The sequence below is a fragment of the Sphingopyxis sp. genome, from assembly GCF_040216815.1.
In the GTDB taxonomy this organism is placed as follows: domain Bacteria; phylum Pseudomonadota; class Alphaproteobacteria; order Sphingomonadales; family Sphingomonadaceae; genus Sphingopyxis.
In genome coordinates this window covers 708,919-729,159 of sequence record NZ_JAVJOJ010000004.1, presented here as the reverse complement: position 1 = coordinate 729,159, position 20,241 = coordinate 708,919, and the positions used below count along the sequence as shown (strand labels likewise).

Here is a 20,241-nt window from a genome sequence, read left to right as displayed (position 1 = left end):
GGCGCTACTCCAGCCACCCCGCCGTCTGCGCCAGCACCCAGACGCCGATCGCAAGGAACAGCGCCGCTGCGACAAGGCGGATTTTGGCAAGATCGACGCGCTTCAGCAGTTCATTGCCGAGGAAAATCGCGGGCACATTGGCGATCATCATGCCGAGCGTTGTGCCCGCCGTAACGGCGACGACTGCCTGATACTGCGCCCCTAGCGCAATCGTTGCCACCTGCGTCTTGTCGCCCATCTCGACAAGGAAGAAGGCAACAAGCGTCGTCAGAAAGGCACCGTAACGCGGCCGCGGCGCATCTTCTTCCTCAAATTTGTCGGGGATCAGCGTCCAGGCCGCCATGGCGATGAACGACGCACCGATCGCATAGCGAAAGACCGGACTGTCGAGGAATGCCGCAGCCTGCGCGCCGAGCAGCGCCGCAAGCGCATGATTCGCCAGCGTCGCCGCCAATATGCCGAGGATGATCGGCAGCGGGCGGCCAAAGCGCGCCGCGAGCAGGATGGCGAGCAATTGCGTCTTGTCGCCGATTTCGGCGAGCGCGACGATAGCGGTCGAGGTGAACAGGGCTTCCATGATGACTCCAGGGCCGGGCGGCGGATGATTCCAACGGACATCGAACCCGCCGCCCGGCCCGGACGGAAGCTCGACGCCATTGGTCTCGCCCAAGCGGTGTCCCGCTTCCACCGCACCATGACCTCTCGGCCAAGTATGTTGACGCGGCGGCCCGTCGCACGCGACGGCTGGCTACTCCCCAGATGACGCGGCGGAACTAGACGGCGGCGGCGCTTCTGGCAAGTCCGAAGCCGCGGCGGCGGCCTTTTCGGATTCGGCAATGTCGGCATCCATCGCTTTGGCGCGCGCTTCGATCTCCTTCGCCGCCTTGTCGTAGCGGGTCTCGAAGTCGGGCTCGTCCTTGCACGCGGCAAGAAACAGCAACGGCACGAGCAGGAGGGCGGCGCGCATCAATAATCCTTGCGGTAACGGATCGACAGGTTCGACTGACCCGACCCGCCCGCCTGGCTGAGCAGGGAAAGCGCCGGCGTCAGGCTGATCTCGAGCTGGGTCGCGGTGTAGCCGCGCGCATCGGTGATCACCTCAAGATAGATGTCCTTGGTGATATATTGCCCCGCCGCGAGCGCCGCGCCGCGACCGATCGTATCGTCGGGCCCCAGCACGCGAAGGCGGTCGATCCCTGCGGCCGACTGGAGCGCGCCGAGCGGACTGAGCCCCCCGCCCCCGCTGCTGAGCGCGTTCAGCGAGGAGGCGAGCTGCACCGCCTGAAGCGGCGACAGCGTCGTGATCGAATCGCCGAACAGGATGCGCGAAACGATTTCGTCCTGCGGCAGCCCCGGTACGCTGGAAAAGGCGACCTGGGGATTGCTGGCGCGTCCCGTAACGCTGACGTTCACCGTCACCGTCTCGATCGTGTCGCTGGCGATCAGGCGGATCGCTGGGTCGAAGGCATCGCCGGTCGGGAAGGTCACGCGCCCTTCCTCCAGTTCGAACGAACGCCCGGCAAAGCCCAGTGTCCCGCGTACCAGCTCGATCTCGCCGGTCACGCGCGGCGCCTCGGTCGTCCCGCGCAGCGTGACATCGGCCTTCCATTCGGATTCGAGCCCCATACCGCGAACGTAAATCTCGTCGGAGGCGCGCAGGCGAATATCGAGACGGATGCGATCGAACAAACTGCTGCCCACCGCGGCGAGCCCGTCGCCGCTGATCCGCGTCCGCCCCGCTGGCGGTTTGCGCCGCACGCCCGACAGCACCGGCACCTGCGCCGCCCCTTCGCGCACGATACGGTAGCGCGTTTCGGGAAGGCGCAGATCCCCCGACAGTAACGCGGTCTGTCCCGCCACCTTTTCGAGCCGCAAATTGCCCGTTGCACGCGCCGCGATATTCTCGCTGCGCGCCAGCCGCGCATTGTCGAGCGTCGCAGCAATGTCCATCGGATAGCCATCGGCCTGCGACAGGCTGAGATAGCCCTTGGCCGCGAGCGTACCGTCACCTGCCCTGGCCGTGAGATCGGCGATCTCCAGCCGGTTGCCGGTAAAGCGGCCGTTCACTGCCATTCCCGTCAGCCGCGTGCCATAGGTCTGGTTTTCATAGACCATATCGCGCCCGCGCACGACGCCGTCGAGGCAGGGATCGGCGACCTGACAACCAAAATCGGCGGCGACCGCGACCGGGCCCGAGACATTCTGATCGGCGGGGCCAAAAAAGGAATAGAGCGTATCGGCCGGCCCGTTATAGCGGATGCCGCCGCCCAGCGGCGCCGCGCGCAGCCGCTCGGTCCATGCGCCCGCGCCGGGACCCAGCGGTCGGAGCGATGCCTGAATGCGGCCGATCACCGTGCCTCTTTTGCGCATGACCGCGCGCACCTCACCCCCATCGGCGAGCAATTTGCCGGCGAAGTTGACATCGACCGGCTGGCTCACCGAAGCCGCGGTGGTGCGCGTGAAATCGGCGATCGTCAGCCGTGCGTCGGCGCGCGGGAAAGCGTCCGCACTGGTCTGCTCGAAATCGAGACTGCCGCTCGCGCGGCCGCCGAGCCCCATGTCGGGATAGACCGCGTTGAGGATCGCCATATTGACGCGGTCAAGCCGCGACTGGAGCATGATGCCCTCGCCGAACCGCCCCGCGACGCGCGCGCTGCTGCGGCGGCCGAGGTCGATGGTCGTCGGCAGCAGCTCGTAGCCATCGGGGCCGGGAATGATCCGCGCGGGCGAGGTTGTACGGAAATTGATGCCGGTCGCGCGGCCCTGAACCGATGCGCGCCAAAGGTCGGGCTTCAAATCGGCGTTGGCGGCGATGCGGAAGGGAACGCCGCTCACCCCCTCGACCAGCGCCTGCGCCTTGCCGCTGCCGCCGCGATAATCGACCTTCACGCGCGCGACGGCGATGTCATAGTCGCGGATCTGCGTATCGGCGACCTGGATGTCGGCGACGATGTGCGGCGTGTCGTACAGCGTCACATCGGCGTCAACCACGGCCGAGCCCACCGCGAGGCCCGCCGGACCGGGGAGCACCACATTGTTCGCGCGGACATTGATTGCGGCGGCCTGATGCTCGCCAGCGGCCGAGAGCCGCACGAGGCCGCCAAGCCCTTGTCCCGAAGCATCCAGCCGGCCGGTGAACGGCCCCGCAGCGCTCTGGACCAGCCGCCCGCGAAAACCGATGCCCGACAGGTCGCCGCGCTCGACATCAATCGTCAATGGCCCCGCGGCGGTGAGCAGCACGACATCGGCGGCGAGCGGGCCATAATCGGTCTCGCCCGTCGCGGCGAGGCGATAACCGTTCGGCGCGCCCGTCACGCGCCCGACCAGATTGACGAGGCCGATGCCGAGTCCCGGCCGCTCGGCGGTGACCACGGCCTGCGGATCGCTGATCGTTCCGGCGAGCTCGACGCCGAGCGGGCCATAATCGGCCGACGTCGCCCCCGCGGTAAGGCGGATCTGACCGCTGGGCGCATAACTTCCCTGCCCGCCGGTGACGCGCAGCCGCGGCGCCGTCAGCCGCACCCCGGAAAAGCGCACGACGCCGTCGGTGCCGTAGCGAACATCGCCGACCGCAGTGGCATTGCCGCCCAGAAAGTCGCGCACGCCGGAGTTGAAGAGCCGCGTCGAACGCGCGCGCACGCGGCCTGCGATTTCAAAGCCGCCGCGCGGCGCGGTCTTGAGGTCGGCGTCGGTGTCGATGTCGAAGATGCCGACGCTTTCGATCCGGTAATCATTGACCCGCCCGTCGATCGCGCCGGTATAAAAACCACGACCCAAATCCGCGATCACGATCGCCTTGGCGTCGATTCGCGGCGAGCGGAGGCGCAGATTGTCGCTGAGAATGCGGCCGTCGCTATAGGCAAGGTCTCCGTCGAGCCGCACCTCTGCCAGCGTTCCGCCCGCAACGGTGTCGAGCCCGCGGATGCGCGCCGCGCGCCCCGCGACGGGGATGAGGATCTGGTCGGCATCGACGCGCGCCTTGCCCGCGATGCTCAGCCGGTCGACGACGATGTCGTTCACCGCAAGGCTTGCGGCGTTCGCCTGATACTCGACCGTCGGCAGCGCAAATTCGCCGTCGAGCGTCGCGGTCGCGCGAAGGCCGCTGGCGCGGAGCGCCGGCGCGATGGCGGCAGGGCGAAGGATATTGACCGCGAGCGCCAGCCCTTCGTAGCGATTGGCGCCGAGGTCGACCCCGCCGCTGATGCCGAGCTCGGCCGCACCCGACGATAGGCGTCCGTCGAGCACGGCCTTGCGCTCGGCAAGACGCGCCTTCACGTCGATGGCGGTTTCGGGCGCCAAAAGCGCGGCCGCGGGGCCGCTGAGCAGGCGTGAGGGCTGGGCATTGCCCCTCGCGGCAAAATCGCCGTCGCGCGCCGTCAGGGCGATGCGGGCAAGCGGCGCCGTCCCTAGATTGGCGGTCAGATTGCCGTTCCACGCCTTCCAGTCGCCGCGGCCATCGAGCTTGGCGGTCAGCGTCTCGTCGAAGCCGCCCATCGCGGCGAGCACACCGCCCGCGGGCGCGGTGAGGTCAAGCGTCATTGCCAGCCGGTTCGCTTCGGGAACGGCGTCGAGGAGCAGCTTCAGCCTGTCGCCCTTGCCGCCCCCGCCAATGGTTGCGGCGCTGGCAGTGATTTGCGCGCGCCGATCGGCGATCGCAACGCGCCCGTCCACCGTCGCGACCTGTCGCTCACCCGCCACCGCGGGCTCGAAGACGAAGCGATCGACGCGCAGACGCCCGACGTCGATATCCAGATCGGGGAGCAGCGGGTCGCCCGTATCGGGTACAGGCTTGAACGCCGGTAGCCGTTCCATCACCAGCGTTTCGGCGGTCGCCGAACGAATGTCGATATGGTTCGCGAGATAGCGGACGGGGCGCCAGTCGATGCGCAGTTCGGGCGAACGCAGGAACACGCCTTCGGGATCGGACAGCGTGAAGTCGCGGACAACCATCCGCCCGTAAAGCGAACCGTCGAGGCGGCCGATGCCGATTTTCATCCCGTTTTCGAACTGATATTTTTCCACCTGGGTGACGACGAAGCGCCGCCCTGCGTCGCTGTTCAGCCCGATCAGGAACAGCGCGAAGAAAAGGACGAGGCCGAGCAGCGTATAGCCCGCACCGCGCAGGATCGCGCGCGGCCAGGTCCGCGCCGCCGCGGGGGGCGCCGTATCGGCCGCTGGCACGTCATCCGCCATCAGAAGGCCTGCCCGATCGAGACATAGACGCTGACGCGCGCTTCGCCCGGCTTGCGCGCGATCGGGGTGGCGATGTCGAAACGCATCGGGCCGAAATTGGTATAATATCGCGCGCCGATGCCCGCGCCGAAGCGCAGATCCTGAAAGGTCGGGGCCGACCTGCGATAGACTTGCCCTGCATCGACAAAGCCCACGACGCCGAAATTGCCGAACCGGTAGCGCGCCTCGAGAGCCATCTCGTTCACGCTACGCCCGCCGATCGGATCATTATTGGGGTCTTTGGGGCCCAGTTCCTGATAGCCGAAACCGCGCACCGACCCGCCGCCGCCGGCATAAAAGCGCCGCGACGGGGCCAGCCGTTCGCGCGCCGCCCCCAGGATCGATCCGACGCGAAGCCGACCGGCGAGAACGATGTTGTCGGTCACCGGATAATAGCCGCTGATGTCGGTACGCAGCCGCGCATAGGGGGAAAAGCGGCCCGCCAGCGATCCTTCGGGCTGAATCAGCGATGTGATGCGAAAGCCCTTGGTCGGATCGAGCAGGCTGTCGGTGCGATCCATGCCGACCTGCCCGGTCAGCCCCAGAATGGTATAAAAATCGAACGACCGGCCGCCGCTCGCAAAATCATAATCATCCTCGCGCGTCGCGATGAGCTCGACGCCATAGGCATAAGTGAATTTCTTTTGCCAGATCGGCGTCGAATCATAGCTGACGCGCGCGCCGACGCGGCCGGTCAGCGCCTCGAAAGCGTCATAGTTGCTGCGCGTCGCTTCGGCGACGAGTTCGAACGTCCGGTCGCGGCGCCCGGCATTCGACCGGCGGAGCGTTGCGCCGATTCCCTGTTCCTGCGTTCCGATCACGCCGCGAAAGGTGAGTGCGCCTTCGGGCGGGAACATGTTGCGGTGCGTCCAGCTGCCCTCGAGCCGCAACCCCTCTCCCGTGCCATAGCCCGCGCTCGCGGCGATGGTGCGCGGCGGTCCGGCCTGCTGCGTCACCAGCATCGTCACATATTCGGTATCGTCGCCCGCGCTTTCGCCCGTCGGCTGCGGCTCGGCGGCGACGGTCGCAAACAGTCCGGTGGCGACGAGCGCCTGCCTCAGATCATCGACCTTGCGGCTGTCGTAAAGGTCCCCGCGCTTGAAGCGCGCCAGCACCGCGACATGATCGGCATCGAAGACCAGATCACCCGTCGTCTCGATCCCCCCGAAGCGCGAGCGCTTCCCGATGGTCACCGGCAGGGTGTAAACCCCCTCGCCGGTCGCACCGTCGAGCAAAATGTCGCGCTGTCCCACTTCGGTGAAGGGATAGCCCGCTTCGGGAAGCTTGAGGGCCAGCGCGGCCTCGGCCCCCTGGATCCGCTGCGCGACGATCGGCTCGCCCTCGCTCAGCGGGAAATTTTCGGCGATCAGATCAGGCGGGATCGTCGGGTCGGCGTCGACGATGATGTCGGCGAGCGTGTAGCGCTGCCCCGGCGTGACGTCGATGATCGCGGTGATCGAGCGGCTGCGGCGCCCCTGCCCTTCTTCGCGCGCGCCGCGTTCAATGCGCGTATCGACGACCGCGTCATAATAGCCTTCGGACGCGAGGATGCGCTGCATGAGTTCGCCGTCCGCGGCCAGGCGCGCACGGATCATCGCCGCATTGTCCGCCTTGCCATCGCCGTCATAGAGCGCCGACAAATCGCCGAACAAATCGGCCAGATCGACATCGGTGCTGTCGTCGGCGGCGTCGAGCCCATTGACCTGGACCTGATAGGCGAGCTCGCGATGATCCTCATCTTCGGCCGCTTCCGCAAATTCGACCGGCTCGACGTCGAAGCTGTCGAGCGGCGGCAGCGGCGCGGCTAGGTCGCTGTCGCCAATGGGCGCATCGCCGATCGCTTCGACCGCATCGCCATCGGCGAGCGCGGGGACGGGAACACCGTCGATCGCAGGAGCGTCCGAACCGTCGGCGCGTTCGGACGCATCCTCGTCTTCGGCCTCGCCGCGCGCGGCCTCCGCCGCCTGTCGGCGTTCGAACTCGGCAATCGATTCGAGCGGACGGTCGAGTTCGGGATCGTCCTCGGCGGCAATCTTCGGGATCGCCTTGTCAAACTCCTCGTCATCGATGATCGGTTCGACCGCGGGCAGCGCGGCTTCGGGCGGCGGCGGCGAAGGGACGGCGATTGGATCGTCGGGGGCGGTTTCAGGGGCGGTTTGCGCCGCCGCGTCCCCCGGTTGCTGACCCGCCGCCGGCTGCGCCGCGATCAGCGCGGGACAGGCAGCGGCGCCGACCAGCAACCAACGCATCCGCGCCAACCGGGCGTTGGAATCTTCGCAGGATATTTCAGATTTTTGCATCTGCTGGCCACCGATAGACGCTTGTGGCCCCACAGTTTTGGCTGCGCAACCCGATTCTCCCCTTTGCCAAAGCCAACGCGCCGATATGGGGACGGTTCCCCCGCGGTGCGGCGGGTCGCAGGCGTCCGGTCAGCTCAGCTGTCGGCGCCAAAGAGGTCGCGGCTGTAAACCTTGTCCGCAACATCGGCGAGTTCGTCGGTGATGCGGTTCGCGATGATGATGTCGGCTTCGGCCTTGAAGGCGGCGAGGTCGCGGATCACGCGCGAGTTGAACAGCCGGTCTTCCTCGATCAGCGGCTCATAGACGATCACCTCGATCCCCTTGGCCTTCACCCGCTTCATCACGCCCAATATGCTGCTCGCGCGGAAATTGTCCGATCCCGCCTTCATCGCGAGGCGGTGGATCCCCACGACGCGCGGATTGCGCTTGATCACCTCCGACGCGACGAAATCCTTGCGCGTCGTGTTCGACGAAACGATCGCCTGGATCAGATTCTGCGGCACATCCTTATAATTGGCGAGCATCTGCTTGGTGTCTTTGGGAAGGCAATAGCCGCCGTAGCCAAAGGACGGATTGTTGTAGAAGCTCCCGATCCTGGGGTCGAGGCATACGCCTTCGATCACCTGCCGCGAATCGACGCCGTGCGCGGCGGCATAGGTGTCGAGCTCGTTGAAAAAGGCGACGCGCATCGCAAGATAGGTGTTCGCGAACAGCTTGATCGCCTCCGCCTCGGTATTGCCCGTTTGCAGGATAGCGGCGTCGGGCTTCAGCGACCCTTCGAGCAGCAGCCGCGCGAAATCGGCGGCGCGGGGATGCGTATTGCCGACGATGATCCGCGACGGGTAAAGATTGTCGTGCAGCGCGCGCCCTTCGCGCAGGAACTCGGGTGAAAAGACGATGGCGTCGCTGCCATGGTCGGCGCGCATCCGTTCGGTGAAACCCACCGGGACGGTCGATTTGACGACGATCAATGCCCCCGGCGCCAGCTTCAGCGCGTCGGCGATCACGCTTTCGACGCTGCCCGTGTTGAAATAATTGGTGTCGGGATCATAGTCGGTCGGCGTAGCGACGATCACGAACTGCGCCCCGGCATAGGCAGCCTGCTTGTCGGTGGTTGCCACGAGGTCCAGCACCTTGTTCGCCAGATAATCCTCGATCTCAGCATCGACGATCGGCGATCGCCGCGCGTTGAGGAGATCAACCTTGCGCGCGTCGATGTCGAGCGCGACAACCTTGTTGCGCTGCGCGAGCAGAATCGCGTTCGAGATGCCGACATAGCCCGTGCCGACGACGGCGATTTTCACGGGCGTCTCCTGTTCTGAAGTCAATGGCTTATCCTTCTGCGCGCGCCGAACCTGGCCGAGCCGTCCGTAGCGCCAGCGCGGCGGCCGCTCAATGCGTCATGTGCCACAAAAGGTCGTGTAGGGCGCAGCGTCGACCGGGCCGGGTTCGGCGAAGCGTTCAAGCCCCGCTCGCGCCACGAACGGGTCGCGCACGACGTCGAGCAGCTCGCGCCAGGGCGCAAGGTCGCCCGCTTCGGCGGCTTCGAGCGCCGCCTCGACCAGATGATTGCGCGGGATATAGAGCGGATTCACCCGGTCCATCGCCTCGGCGAGTTCCAGAGGGTTTTGCGCGCCCTCCTCGATTCGCTGCCACCAGGCGGCGATCCAGGGCGCCATCGCATCGGGTGCCGGCAGCAGCGCCTGCATCGTCGCCCCCTCGCCCCGCAGCAGCATGGCGAGCGCGCGAAAGAAGGAGGTGAAATCGACGCCATGTTTTTCCAACTCGTCGAACAGGCTGTCGATCAGTTCGGCGTCGTCGCCTGCGCCTTCCGCCAGACCCAGCTTCTGCCGCACATGCGCCTGCCACCGGCGCCGGAACTTTGCGGGAATCGCATCGACGAGCGCTTTCGCGGCGTCGACGTCGCTGGGCGCGACGCGGTGGATTGCGGGCAGCAGCGCCTCGGCAAAGCGCGCCATATTCCAGTGCATGATCTGCGGCTGGCGGCCATAGGCATAGCGGCCGCCGGTGTCGATCGAACTGAACACGGTGTTCACCGCAAAACGGTCCATGAAGGCACAGGGACCATAATCGATCGTCTCGCCGCTGATCGCCACATTGTCGGTGTTCATCACCCCGTGGATGAAGCCGACACCCAGCCAGCGCGCGATGAGATCGCATTGCAGGTCGATCACCCGGTCGAGCAGCGCAAGGTGCGGATTGGCGGCATCGACAAGGTCGGGAAAATGCCGCGCGATGCTGTAATCGGACAGCCGGACGACATGATCCGCGCCATAATGCGCGGCAAAGAATTGAAACGTGCCGACGCGGATATGGCTGCTCGCCACGCGGGTGAGCACCGCCCCCGGATGCGCGCGCTCGCGCTGAACCCGGTCGCCCGTCGCAACCGCGGCGAGCGAACGCGTCGTCGGTACCCCCATCGCCGCCATTGCTTCGGACACAAGAAATTCGCGCAGCACCGGCCCGATCGCCGCCTTGCCGTCGCCATTGCGCGAAAAGGCGGTGGGCCCCGATCCCTTGAGCTGAATATCGAAACGCGCGCCGTCGGGTGCGACGATCTCTCCCAACAGCAGCGCCCGGCCGTCACCGAGTTGCGCCGAAAAATGCCCGAACTGGTGCCCGGCATAGGCGAGCGCGATCGGCGCAGCGCCGTCAGGAATCGCTTCGCCCGAGAAGGTGCGCGCAAGCTCATCGTCCGTCGAACCCGCGACCTCGAATCCCAGGCGTTCGGCAAGCACATGGTTGAAGAGGAGCAGTTTCGGCGCGCCGGGCTTGGTGGCTTCGGCAGGCGCGTAAAAGCCGTCCATGGAATCGTGGAAACTATTGTCGAAACCAAGGATCATATAGCCTTCCCACTCATACAATCTTGCCCGCTATCGCAGCGCGGCTTATTTTGTCCGTTCAATTGCACCGCTCGTCGAACGGCAGCCCTGCACTCACTTCCATGTTTTCACTTCTGCCGAAGCCGACACCGTCGCGTCATTGTTGTTGGAACTCCCCCAAAGCACACCGGAACATCCGCAAATTCCAAGCCGATCAGATCGACATACAGCTTATAGGGTACTCCACAAGCAACCGGCTGACCTTGCGTTGCAATCGGCATTGGTCGATGCTAGGCGGCTTCGTCCACGTGCCCCCTTCCCGTCCGCTCGGTCAACTTTACTTCTGGAACAACGGTATATGTCGCGCCTGATAATCGCCGAGGTGAGCAAGGTACGGCACTATCATTCAACCGTCACGGACGGATTTTTGAAAGCTTGGCAGCAGGTGGGGGCGCGGTCCAAATTCGGCAAGCCACTTGTTTTTGCGCATCACAGCTTTATCGATTGCCTCAGCGGTGAAGCACGGACGCTCGCGGATTTCCGGACCATCCCGGTAATCGATCCCGATAAGCGCTGGCTGGTTCGCAAAACCTTGTTGGAAGCATGGACGACGCTTAGGATCATATTGTCGATGGGCAAGAAAGACACGCTCATCGTCGCGACGATATTTCCGACGGCGCTGGTCCTCCTCGAATATTTGCTCCGCATACTTCCTCGGCGCAACGTCGTCGTTCTTCAGCACAATGAAGTTGAAGCGGCCGTCACCACGCCCCGGCCACGCCTCGGCAGCTATGGCCACGCAAATTTGGTGTGGCATCGAATGCGCGGGCGCCGTTCCCCCATCAAGATCGCCGTATTGGGATCCTGGATCGCCGAGGGGGTTCGCCAATTTTATCCGAACTCGGTTGGCAACGACCAGTTGTTCGTCCTGCCCATGCCGATGATTGCCAGTGCGTCGGAAGGTCAGCGCATCGCGCCTGATGCGCCCCTGCGCAGCTGCTTTGTGGGCTTCAACACGGCAGGCAAGGGTTTCGACACGTTCGAGATGCTCGCAAAGGAACTACCCGACGTCGATTTCATGCAGATCGGTGGCGGCATGCTCAAAAATATCCGGACGGGCGAAACCAGGCCATTGGATGACACCGCCGCTTTTATGGAAACGCTTGCCGGTTGCGACGTAGCGATCATGCCGAACACCAGCGGCTACGACTATACGCTGTCCGCCGCGGCCACCGACGCCCTTGCAGCGGGCCTTCATCTCATTGCTTATGATCGCAAATGTTTCAGAGCGATGCAGGCCGCTTTTGGCGAGGACGCGGTCACGATTTGCTCATCGGCGTCGGAAATTCGCGACAAACTTGCGTCGCACGAATGGAGAGAAAGAATGCGCGCCACCCGCCAGCAGCGCTTGGCAAAGATTGATCACTCGGAATTTGGGCTGACCAACGTAGGACACGCCTTGGAAAAAATTTTCCAGGACGCTCCCGGTGCGCTGGATCGGCAATCTGGCTCCCCCGCACCGGCATCCATGGCAAAAGGCGACGCGGCGTCGTGAAAAAGCTCATCAAGTCGTCCGCGAAGTCATTATTCGCGCGCTTCCCGGCCAGCGAGGCGGTATTCCGCCGCACGATGCTGCGCTGGGTGTCGCCGCGTCTCTTCTATCACGAACCCGAGATGCGCGTCCTCCACGCCTTGCCGGCGCGCTCGATGGACGTCGTGCTTGATGTGGGCGCGGCCATGGGGTCTTTCTGCTGGATACTCAAGCACGCTGCTCGCGAAATTCATGCTTTTGAACCGGGGCGTGAGCATAATCGCGCGCTGCGCGCGGCGACGCGCTTTTCCAACGTTCGCGTCGTGCGCGCCGCAGTCGGCGAGAAGGCCTCGACTGTCAGACTCTATACGCCGGGCGCCGATTCCAATGATCGCTATTACGCCAGCGTAAGCGCGGATAATCCCATTGCTCGTCAAGAAGGCGCGCTGTGGGAAGATGTTCCGCAGATCGCGCTTGACGATTATTGTGCGAGCAATATTGGAGAGGACCGCCAGATCGATTTTATCAAGATTGATGTCGAAGGATATGAGTTTAATGCCCTCGTCGGCGCGCGACGAATAATCGAAAAGCACCACCCTATGGTGATGATCGAGATCGAACAGCGCCATAATCCCGAATATTATCAGGTATTCGAGTTCATGTTCGACCTGGGCTATTCGGCGTCGGTCATGAAGGGCGAGAAATTTGTCCCCCATGACGGCCGGTCAATAGAAGAGAATCAACGTCCGGAAGATCTGGAACGAAGGCTGCATGGTCCAGCCGCGGATAAAGACAAATACATCAACAACTTCTTCTTTTCTCATAACGAAACCAGGATCTCCCTCAAGTCATGACCAAAGAGATTAGCAAGACTTATGTCACCGGTTCGGCAGGTATGATCGGATCGAACCTTTGCGCAGCCCTACTCGCGGACGGGTATGATGTGGTTGGCGTGGATAATCTGTGGCGTGGGTCCACGGCCAATATGGCCGCTTTTCTGGAGCATCCTCAATTCGACTTTCGCCATGCCGACATCGCCGCGGACCGCGACTGGTATGTCGATATGGATCCGAACGCGGTGATAGTGCACACGGCCGATATCGTTGCCGGAATTGGCTATGTATTTTCAAACGAATGGGCGATCTTTCAGAAGAACGTCCTGATCAATACCCAGATCGCCAGGCTGGTGCGCGAGTATCGGCCGCGCCAGCTGATTTACCTCGGTACAGCCTGTTCCTACCCGCAAGGATTACAACGGTCCGTGGAGGATTCCCAATTGCGCGAATCCTTGAAATTTCCGGCGGATCCGGAATCGGGCTATGGCTGGAGCAAGCTCATCGGTGAAATCGAATTTTCGCTGGCCCTGCAAGACGGGCCCACGCAGCTCACGGTACTCGATTTGCACAATGTTTATGGCTGGCCCTGCGTGTACGACCAACCTACATCACAAGTGATCCCGTCGCTCATCTACAAAGCGCTCACCTCGCGAAACGGCACCATCGACGTGTGGGGCGATGGGATGCAGGGGCGCGCATTCCTGCATGTGCGCGACGTCGTGGAAGGCGTAAGGAAGTCGATCGGCCTGACGGAAAAAAAAGCGAATATCATGCTTGGACCGGATCATTGCACCACCATTCGAACGGTGGCCGAACTGATCCTCGAACACCCCGGCGTACAGGTCGATCAGATCAATTATGACACGACCAAGCCGACGGGCGACATTGGCCGCTTTGCTGACACAACCGTGGCGCGCGACCTTCTTGGCTGGCAAGTGACAGTGCCTTTCCGCGACGGGTTGCATGAGCTCATCGATTTTGTGATCGAACATCGGTCGAGAAACGATCGCGCATAATTGATCGGATACGTCGCAGTGACGCCATCGCTCACCATTCTGATCCCCAGTTTTCGCGACCCCAGGATTCTCGCGACAATTCGCAGCGTTCGTCACTTCGATGATGTGGACGCTGTCCGCGTGTTGGTGATCGATGGAGGATCGTCCCCTGATCTTGTGGAAGCGATCCGCGCAGCCCTGCTCCCCGGCGACGCTTTGTTGAGCGAACGCGACAAGGGCATTTTTGACGGTCTGAACAAGGGGCTCGAACGTATCGCAACTCCCTATATGGGCTGGTTGGGCAGCGACGATCTTTTCACGGGCGAAGTCATGGCTAGCGAGGTACTAGCTGCGCTCGGCAAAGCCGACCTTTTCATCCACTCGGTCGCCTTCATCGACGACCGGCATGTGCGGCGCATCACCCACAGTTCGCCTTCTGCGCGCGGCATGATGCGGCTGGGGCTCCATAATCCACATTACGGCACGTTCGGACGCACCGATCTCCTCCAGTCGGAGCGATTCGACATCTTAGATACGGCAGCGGACATCGATTATTTCCTGCGCATTTGGAACAGAAATCCCTCGATCGTCTCCAGCAAACGCATCGGCACGCTGATGGGCGAGGGAGGGTTTTCAAACAGCTCCACGCAGAAAATCCTCAAGAATAACCGCTCGGTTTATTCTGCCTATCGTCGCCATTATGGGCCCTTCGTTCCGCCCGTCGCCGTTGCCGTCAAATTACTTTACAAGGCGTTCGGTCGGGCCATTCATTCAATCAGCCCGATCGACTGGCGCCGCCGGTTCCCGACCGCCGCACGGCTGTCGTACATCGACAGCGTCACCACAGGAAGCAGCAATGTCTCGAGTTTCCAAGTCTGACAAAATCTATCTTGCCGGGCACAACGGCATGGTCGGCCAGGCCATCGGTCGACGACTGCGCGACGGCGGCTACACGAACATCGTTACCTTCTCTTCATCTGAACTGGATCTCCGGCGATCGGAAGCAGTGCATGAAATGCTCGCTGCGGAGAAGCCGCAGTACGTATTCGTGGCAGCAGCGAAGGTGGGAGGCATTGTCGCGAATAATACGCTACGGGCCGAGTTCCTTTACGACAATCTGATGATCGAAGCCAACGTAATTCACGGCGCGCATCTCGCTGGCGTCGAGGACCTGCTCTTCCTTGGATCGAGCTGTATTTATCCGCGTGACTGCCCCCAACCGATAAAGGAAGACTATCTCTTAACCTCGGCGCTCGAATACACGAATGAGCCCTATGCGATTGCCAAAATCGCCGGCGTAAAAATGTGCGAAAATTATAACCTGCAATATGGTCGTCGCTATATCAGTGCTATGCCTACAAATACTTATGGTATTGGGGATAATTATCATCCCGAACATAGTCACGTGATGGCGGCGCTGATCCGCAAGGCCCATGAAGCCAAGATATCGGGTGCCGACAAGATCGTGGTTTGGGGGACCGGCACGCCCCGCCGCGAATTCATGTATGCCGATGATCTTGCAGATGGGTGCGTCTTCCTGATGGAGCAGGGCTATCCCGGTCATCTGGTCAACATCAGCAAGGGTGACGACATCTCGATCGCCGACCTTGCTCGCCTTGTCTGCGAGGTTGTCGGGTTTGCGGGCGACCTGCACTTTGACACGTCAAAACCGGATGGCACTCCGCGCAAGCTCATGGACAACAGCAAGCTTGCCGCGCTTGGTTGGCGTGCGAAAACCGAGCTTGAGGACGGTATCGCCGCTGCCTATCGCGCATCTCCCTTTTTCCCTGGATGAACAGTTTTACAAAGGATAAACGATGAAAAAGGCCATCATTACGGGCGTTACCGGACAGGACGGGGCCTATCTATCTGAGCTACTGCTTGAAAAAGGGTATGAAGTTCACGGCATCAAACGCCGCAGCAGCCTCTTCAACACCGCTCGCATCGACCATCTCTACGATCATCCGAACTTTCATCTCCATTACGGCGATCTCACCGATTCAACGAACCTCGTTCGGATCGTCGGCGCGGTACAGCCCGATGAAATCTATAACCTCGCCGCGCAAAGCCACGTAGCGGTCAGTTTTGAAGAGCCCGAATATACGGCCAATGCGGACGGCCTCGGCGCGTTGCGCTTGCTCGAGGCCATTCGCCTTCTGGGCTTCGAAAAGAAGACGCGCTTTTATCAGGCGAGCACCAGCGAGCTTTATGGGCTTGTCCAAGAAATTCCGCAGCGAGAAACCACCCCCTTTTACCCCCGCAGCCCCTATGCCGTTGCCAAACTCTACGCCTATTGGATCACGGTCAATTATCGCGAGGCATATGGGATATACGCCTGCAACGGCATCCTCTTTAATCACGAGAGCAAACTGCGCGGCGAAACCTTTGTGACGCGCAAGATCACCCGCGGACTTGCCCGCATCGCGTTGGGCATCGAAAAGACCTTGAGCCTCGGCAACATGGATGCGCTGCGCGACTGGGGGCACGCCAAGGATTATGTTGCGATGCAGTGGCTCATGCTGCAGCAGAACGCACCCGAAGACTTTGTCATCGCAACAGGTGTTCAGTATTCAGTCCGTGAATTTGTAAAGCGGTCGGCCCAACGCCTGGGTATCTTCCTCAAGTTCGAGGGAGAAGCTGAAAATGAGGTTGGCATCGTCGAGCGGATTGAAGGCGACAAGGCGGAAGTTCAGGTCGGCGACGTCATCGTTCGCGTCAACCCCTATTACTACCGTCCAACCGAGGTCGAAACCCTCCTTGGCGATGCGACGAAGGCCGCCGAAAAGCTTGGTTGGCGCCCACAGATCACGCTCGACGAGATGATCACCGAAATGGTTGATTACGACTATCGCGAAGCGCAGCATGAAATGCTCATCCGCCAAAGTGGAATTTAAGCGGTAGCGTGAGCGGCCGACGTGATGCGTCGGCCGCTCAATGCATCGGGGAAATATCAGGAGAAACGTGAAAAGCGCATTCGTCTTTCAGGGGTTGAACCTCGGCGTCAGCATAGGGATTCTGCTGATCGCCCTAATCTTCCTGAATACCGACGATTATCTTATGTGGGTTCTGTTTACGACCATCGGAAGCGGCTTGATCCATCTCGAAAGCGCGCTGAACGTCGTGTCGACCCGGACCATCAGTCGCGCATGGCTCGACAGGTCGCCCTATTTGGCAACGGTGCGACTGGTCGGCAGAGGCTATGCACAATTCAGCAGCGTTGGCTCGATTTTCATGGCGGTTTCGGGCGGCCTGTATCTGACATCCATCGATTATGGCGCCGCGAAGCATGGCTGGCTGCTTCCCTGGCTAGGCTTCTGCCTTGCCTACTTCATATATTATTTGACGAGCTATCGGAGCTGCCAGCTTGTCGCGACCGGAAACATAACGACATTTACCGGAATTGGCAGCCTCGGCCGATTGATAAATCTTGCGATTGCAGCGGCCTTGGCCTGGGCCGGATATGGGCTGCTCGGCCTCTCTATTGCTGTCCTCGCGAGTTTTGCTTTGACGGGGCTGTTGCTCGAGCTCGCTGCTCGGAAATCAATTCGACAGATGGCTCTCCCTGAGGCCGTCGAACCCGCCCGGTTGACCGTGAGGATGCTTCTGCGTCGAAGCGCTATGCAGGCCGCTTTCGCCGTCTCGTCCTACTTCTTGTACCGGGGTGTGTTTCTCTATCTATCGACGACTATGCCATCAGCGATGGATGCCGCCAGTCTTGGGCTCGCCATCCAAATATACGGCTTTGTCGTGATTCTTGCGGCCGTCCCCCTCAACATGAGGGTCGCACCGCTGATCGCGGCGGGCCGAACCGGAAACCCCGCGGCGATTGGTGCGGAACTTGGCCATCTAGGCAAGCTGGTAAATCTCGCCTTTATAGTTGCGTCGGCGGGATTGATTCTTGTTGGTCCAGAGATTTTCAAATTCATCCCAACGCTTGCGGCGACCTTGCCTCCGAGATCCACCTTGGCCGTCCTGGCGGCCTGTTTCTGGCTGGAAGCCAACATCCTGATATTCGTGAACATGTGGCTGGCCATCGACCGGTTCGACTTTGTCCGCCTGTATTTGTGTGGATTCACCATCGCCTGGTTGGCGGTGGCCGTGGCGATAGTTTCAGGCCATGTTTACGCGAACACGCTGCTGCTGGCTGTGCTGGCCGTCCAATCGGGGATCACCGCCCCGATGATCGTAAGGCGAATACGCCGCGATTTCGGAGTTTCACTAACCGACTATATACGGGCCATGTGGCACGCTCGCCTGCACTTGTCGGCTGTCCACTAACCGCTGCGGGCGGTGACGCCCCCGTGCAGTTTCGCAAGGTTGGCGTCGATCATATCGCGCATCACCTCGTGCGGGCCATTCACCGCACGCCAGCCCAGATCGCGTTCGATCTTTGAAGGATCTCCGCACAGCTGGGCCGTTTCGACGGGACGGATCAGCGACGGGTCGGTCTTTATATAGTCGTCCGCTTTCAAGCCCACATAAGCGAAAGCGTTCGCGCAAACGTCGGCCAAGCAGGTCGTTCGCCCCGTTGCGATCACATAATCTGCCGGATCATTGGCGCTGATGATGCGATAGATCGCCTCCGCATATTCTCTGGCATCGCCCCAATCCCGATAGACGTCTAGACGGCCCAGTTCGAGTTCGCTACGGAATCCTGCCTTGATCTCGGCAACGGCCTTCGCAATTTTCGCCAGGACATAGTCCGGGCGGCGGAGCGGACTGTCGTGATTGTACAATATCCCGCTACAGGCAAAAAGGCCGTAGGCTTCCCGATAGATGGCTACCGCGCGATGCGCAGTAAACTTCGCGAGGCCATAGGGGCTAATCGGCTGGCAGGGCGTTGTCTCGGTCTGCGGCGTTATATCGACCCGGCCGAACATCTCGGAGCTCGATGCCTGAAAAAAGCGCGTCGCCGGCGATTCGATCCTTATGGCTTCCAGCAACGCGATGACGAAATCACTGTTGCGCTGCATCACGAGCGGGAAAGCGGCAAAAAAATCCGCTCCGGTCGAAAGCGCAGCATAGTTGAACAAGAAGTCGGGCCGAACGTCGGCCACGATGGCGGACAAGGCACCCACATCGGCATAGTCGATTTCGATGATCTCGGAGAAACCAGCACCCCCACCATCCCCGACAGGGCGACCGGTGACACCGACGACCCGGAAACCGCGGCGGGATAGCAGATTCGCCATCAAACGACCGTCCTGGCCGCTTGCCCCTGTGATTACGGCACACCCGATACTCAATGCAGACCCCTAAGTAGATGCGTGTGCAACGTGCGTTTTTTCGGTCCGATCCGGGCCACTGGCCGACGACCTCGAACTGCGGGCCTGAAAGCCGACGCGCTGGTGGATATAGAGAATAAAAAACGGATTTGCCAACGACATGGGATTGAGCAGACAGGCTGTCACGAAACCAACCTTCAGCAGTCGCATGTTACGCTCTTCGGCCGTCCGGCTGGCAAACAGAATGATATAGAGCATGATCAACAGACCCACCGGCCCCGATCGAAATATCAGTTCACCACCCGACGGAAGAATGAAGTCGGTGGATGTGGGATAAATCAGCGGATTGCGCGAAGCCCAATGATTATACTCAAAGAAAAAATCGACACTGTTTACCAGCGACAATTCGCGCAGAATATTTTCGTAAAAAATATACCATATATGCCCGAACCGCAAATTGAGGCTGATGTCGATCCCCATGATGTCAGAGCCCAGCCCCGAAAGCTGGAACTTTTGAACGCGCGCAAAAAATCCGGATTCCATCACCTGGACCCCGAGCAGCAACAGGACAACCACGGCAAGTGCGCCGGCCAGTTTCCAGCGCGCCGGCAAGAGCCAGACAGGAAAAAGGAAGAAAAGAAACGCCAGAAGCGACCCGCTCATCAGGACGCTCATCGCCGCCAAGACGTAAAATGGTATGTTCCGCCGAACGTGATTCGACGCCAGGATCATGATCTGCAGGACCGACAGGCTACCGTAAAAGGACGGTTCCGCGGTGATCGATGGGACGCCGCTGTAAGAAGCGACAAACCTGCCGGTAAAGTCCATATCCCAGCCCAGGCGGATCCCGATCGTCTGATACAGGCCGAACGCGAACCAGATGACGATCGTCGCACGGACAAAAGGCGCGAGATAATCCGCCGCGCCACGCTCTCCGAGGTTCCACAGAGCCAAGAAAGTCAACAGAATCAGCCCGTATCGAATTGCAAATTCGGTCTCGGGTCCGCGCGCCACATAGATTGCGATCGCCGCGACGACCAGGACGATCAGCTTCACCATCCCATAAGAGATTCGTCGTTCGTGCGAAGGCCAGAAAAAGACAAACGCCAGCGCAATACCCGCCACGATCGTTGGCTGCGTGTCGAAATCGGTAATTTTCGGCCAATAAATAAACGGCAGCAGCAACATGAGCGGGAGCAGTGCCAGGCCAAAAAGCCCGAGCCTGTTCCTGTCGCGCAACGCTTCTCGTCCAAGCTGGGATGTCATGTTCACGCCGGCA

At 61.5% G+C, this 20,241-nt stretch carries 15 protein-coding genes and 1 riboswitch; of the genes, 7 read left to right on the top strand and 8 right to left on the bottom strand.

Translation table 11 applies throughout. The annotated features are described in order from the left end of the window. Positions 1 to 4: 4 nt before the first annotated feature. From RIA72_RS07320 to RIA72_RS07295, 6 genes are all read right to left on the bottom strand, one after another. Positions 5 to 577: a TMEM165/GDT1 family protein gene (locus tag RIA72_RS07320; protein ID WP_350031651.1), complete on the bottom strand. Its 573-nt coding sequence runs from the start codon at positions 575 to 577 to the stop codon at positions 5 to 7. A 91-nt stretch (positions 578 to 668) separates the two neighbouring features. Beyond that, positions 669 to 771: riboswitch (yybP-ykoY riboswitch) on the bottom strand. Continuing rightward, positions 749 to 967 (bottom strand): hypothetical protein, encoded by a 219-nt coding sequence (locus RIA72_RS07315; RefSeq protein ID WP_350031650.1) that lies wholly within the window; start codon positions 965 to 967, stop codon positions 749 to 751. (Overlaps the previous riboswitch by 23 nt.) Then, positions 967 to 5,193 carry a translocation/assembly module TamB domain-containing protein gene (locus RIA72_RS07310; protein WP_350031649.1) on the bottom strand — a complete coding sequence of 1,409 codons (4,227 nt, stop codon included), beginning with the start codon at positions 5,191 to 5,193 and terminating at the stop codon, positions 967 to 969. Before RIA72_RS07310 ends, RIA72_RS07315 begins: the two co-directional genes overlap by 1 nt. Next, positions 5,193 to 7,481, bottom strand: coding sequence for an autotransporter assembly complex protein TamA (locus RIA72_RS07305; protein ID WP_350031648.1), 2,289 nt, complete (start codon positions 7,479 to 7,481; stop codon positions 5,193 to 5,195). The genes RIA72_RS07310 and RIA72_RS07305 overlap by 1 nt, the downstream gene beginning before the upstream one ends. Positions 7,482 to 7,666: 185 nt before the next feature. After that, the gene (locus RIA72_RS07300) at positions 7,667 to 8,836 is read right to left on the bottom strand and encodes a nucleotide sugar dehydrogenase (protein ID WP_350031647.1); all 1,170 of its coding nucleotides are present in this window, start codon (positions 8,834 to 8,836) and stop codon (positions 7,667 to 7,669) included. A 96-nt stretch (positions 8,837 to 8,932) separates the two neighbouring features. Further along, positions 8,933 to 10,396, bottom strand: coding sequence for a protein adenylyltransferase SelO (locus RIA72_RS07295; RefSeq protein WP_350031646.1), 1,464 nt, complete (start codon positions 10,394 to 10,396; stop codon positions 8,933 to 8,935). Positions 10,397 to 10,733: 337 nt separating this feature from the next. Between RIA72_RS07295 and RIA72_RS07290 the strand changes: the two genes are divergently transcribed. The 7 genes from RIA72_RS07290 (at position 10,734) to RIA72_RS07260 (ending at position 18,015) form a co-directional block, all read left to right on the top strand. Further along, the gene (locus RIA72_RS07290; RefSeq protein ID WP_350031645.1) at positions 10,734 to 11,930 is read left to right on the top strand and encodes a hypothetical protein; all 1,197 of its coding nucleotides are present in this window, start codon (positions 10,734 to 10,736) and stop codon (positions 11,928 to 11,930) included. Then, positions 11,927 to 12,760, top strand: a complete 834-nt coding sequence (locus RIA72_RS07285; RefSeq protein ID WP_350031644.1) for an FkbM family methyltransferase — start codon at positions 11,927 to 11,929, stop codon at positions 12,758 to 12,760. Before RIA72_RS07290 ends, RIA72_RS07285 begins: the two co-directional genes overlap by 4 nt. After that, positions 12,757 to 13,758, top strand: coding sequence for an NAD-dependent epimerase/dehydratase family protein (locus RIA72_RS07280; RefSeq protein WP_350031643.1), 1,002 nt, complete (start codon positions 12,757 to 12,759; stop codon positions 13,756 to 13,758). The genes RIA72_RS07285 and RIA72_RS07280 overlap by 4 nt, the downstream gene beginning before the upstream one ends. Then, positions 13,759 to 14,616 (top strand): glycosyltransferase, encoded by an 858-nt coding sequence (locus tag RIA72_RS07275; protein WP_350031642.1) that lies wholly within the window; start codon positions 13,759 to 13,761, stop codon positions 14,614 to 14,616. After that, the gene (locus RIA72_RS07270) at positions 14,594 to 15,532 is read left to right on the top strand and encodes a GDP-L-fucose synthase family protein (protein ID WP_350031641.1); all 939 of its coding nucleotides are present in this window, start codon (positions 14,594 to 14,596) and stop codon (positions 15,530 to 15,532) included. The genes RIA72_RS07275 and RIA72_RS07270 overlap by 23 nt, the downstream gene beginning before the upstream one ends. 22 nt (positions 15,533 to 15,554) lie before the next feature. Continuing rightward, entirely contained in the window at positions 15,555 to 16,631 is a 1,077-nt protein-coding gene (gmd, locus tag RIA72_RS07265; RefSeq protein ID WP_350031640.1) for a GDP-mannose 4,6-dehydratase, read from the top strand. A 67-nt stretch (positions 16,632 to 16,698) separates the two neighbouring features. Beyond that, complete coding sequence (locus RIA72_RS07260) at positions 16,699 to 18,015, top strand: hypothetical protein (protein ID WP_350031639.1); 1,317 nt, start codon at positions 16,699 to 16,701, stop codon at positions 18,013 to 18,015. On the opposite strand, the gene RIA72_RS07255 is transcribed toward RIA72_RS07260, so the two are convergent. Both RIA72_RS07255 and RIA72_RS07250 read right to left on the bottom strand, forming a co-directional pair. Continuing rightward, positions 18,012 to 18,983, bottom strand: a complete 972-nt coding sequence (locus RIA72_RS07255; RefSeq protein WP_350031638.1) for a GDP-mannose 4,6-dehydratase — start codon at positions 18,981 to 18,983, stop codon at positions 18,012 to 18,014. The two genes, RIA72_RS07260 and RIA72_RS07255, sit on opposite strands and share 4 nt — an antisense overlap. 9 nt (positions 18,984 to 18,992) lie before the next feature. Continuing rightward, positions 18,993 to 20,234, bottom strand: coding sequence for a hypothetical protein (locus RIA72_RS07250; protein ID WP_350031637.1), 1,242 nt, complete (start codon positions 20,232 to 20,234; stop codon positions 18,993 to 18,995). Between the last annotated feature and the right edge of the window lie 7 nt (positions 20,235 to 20,241).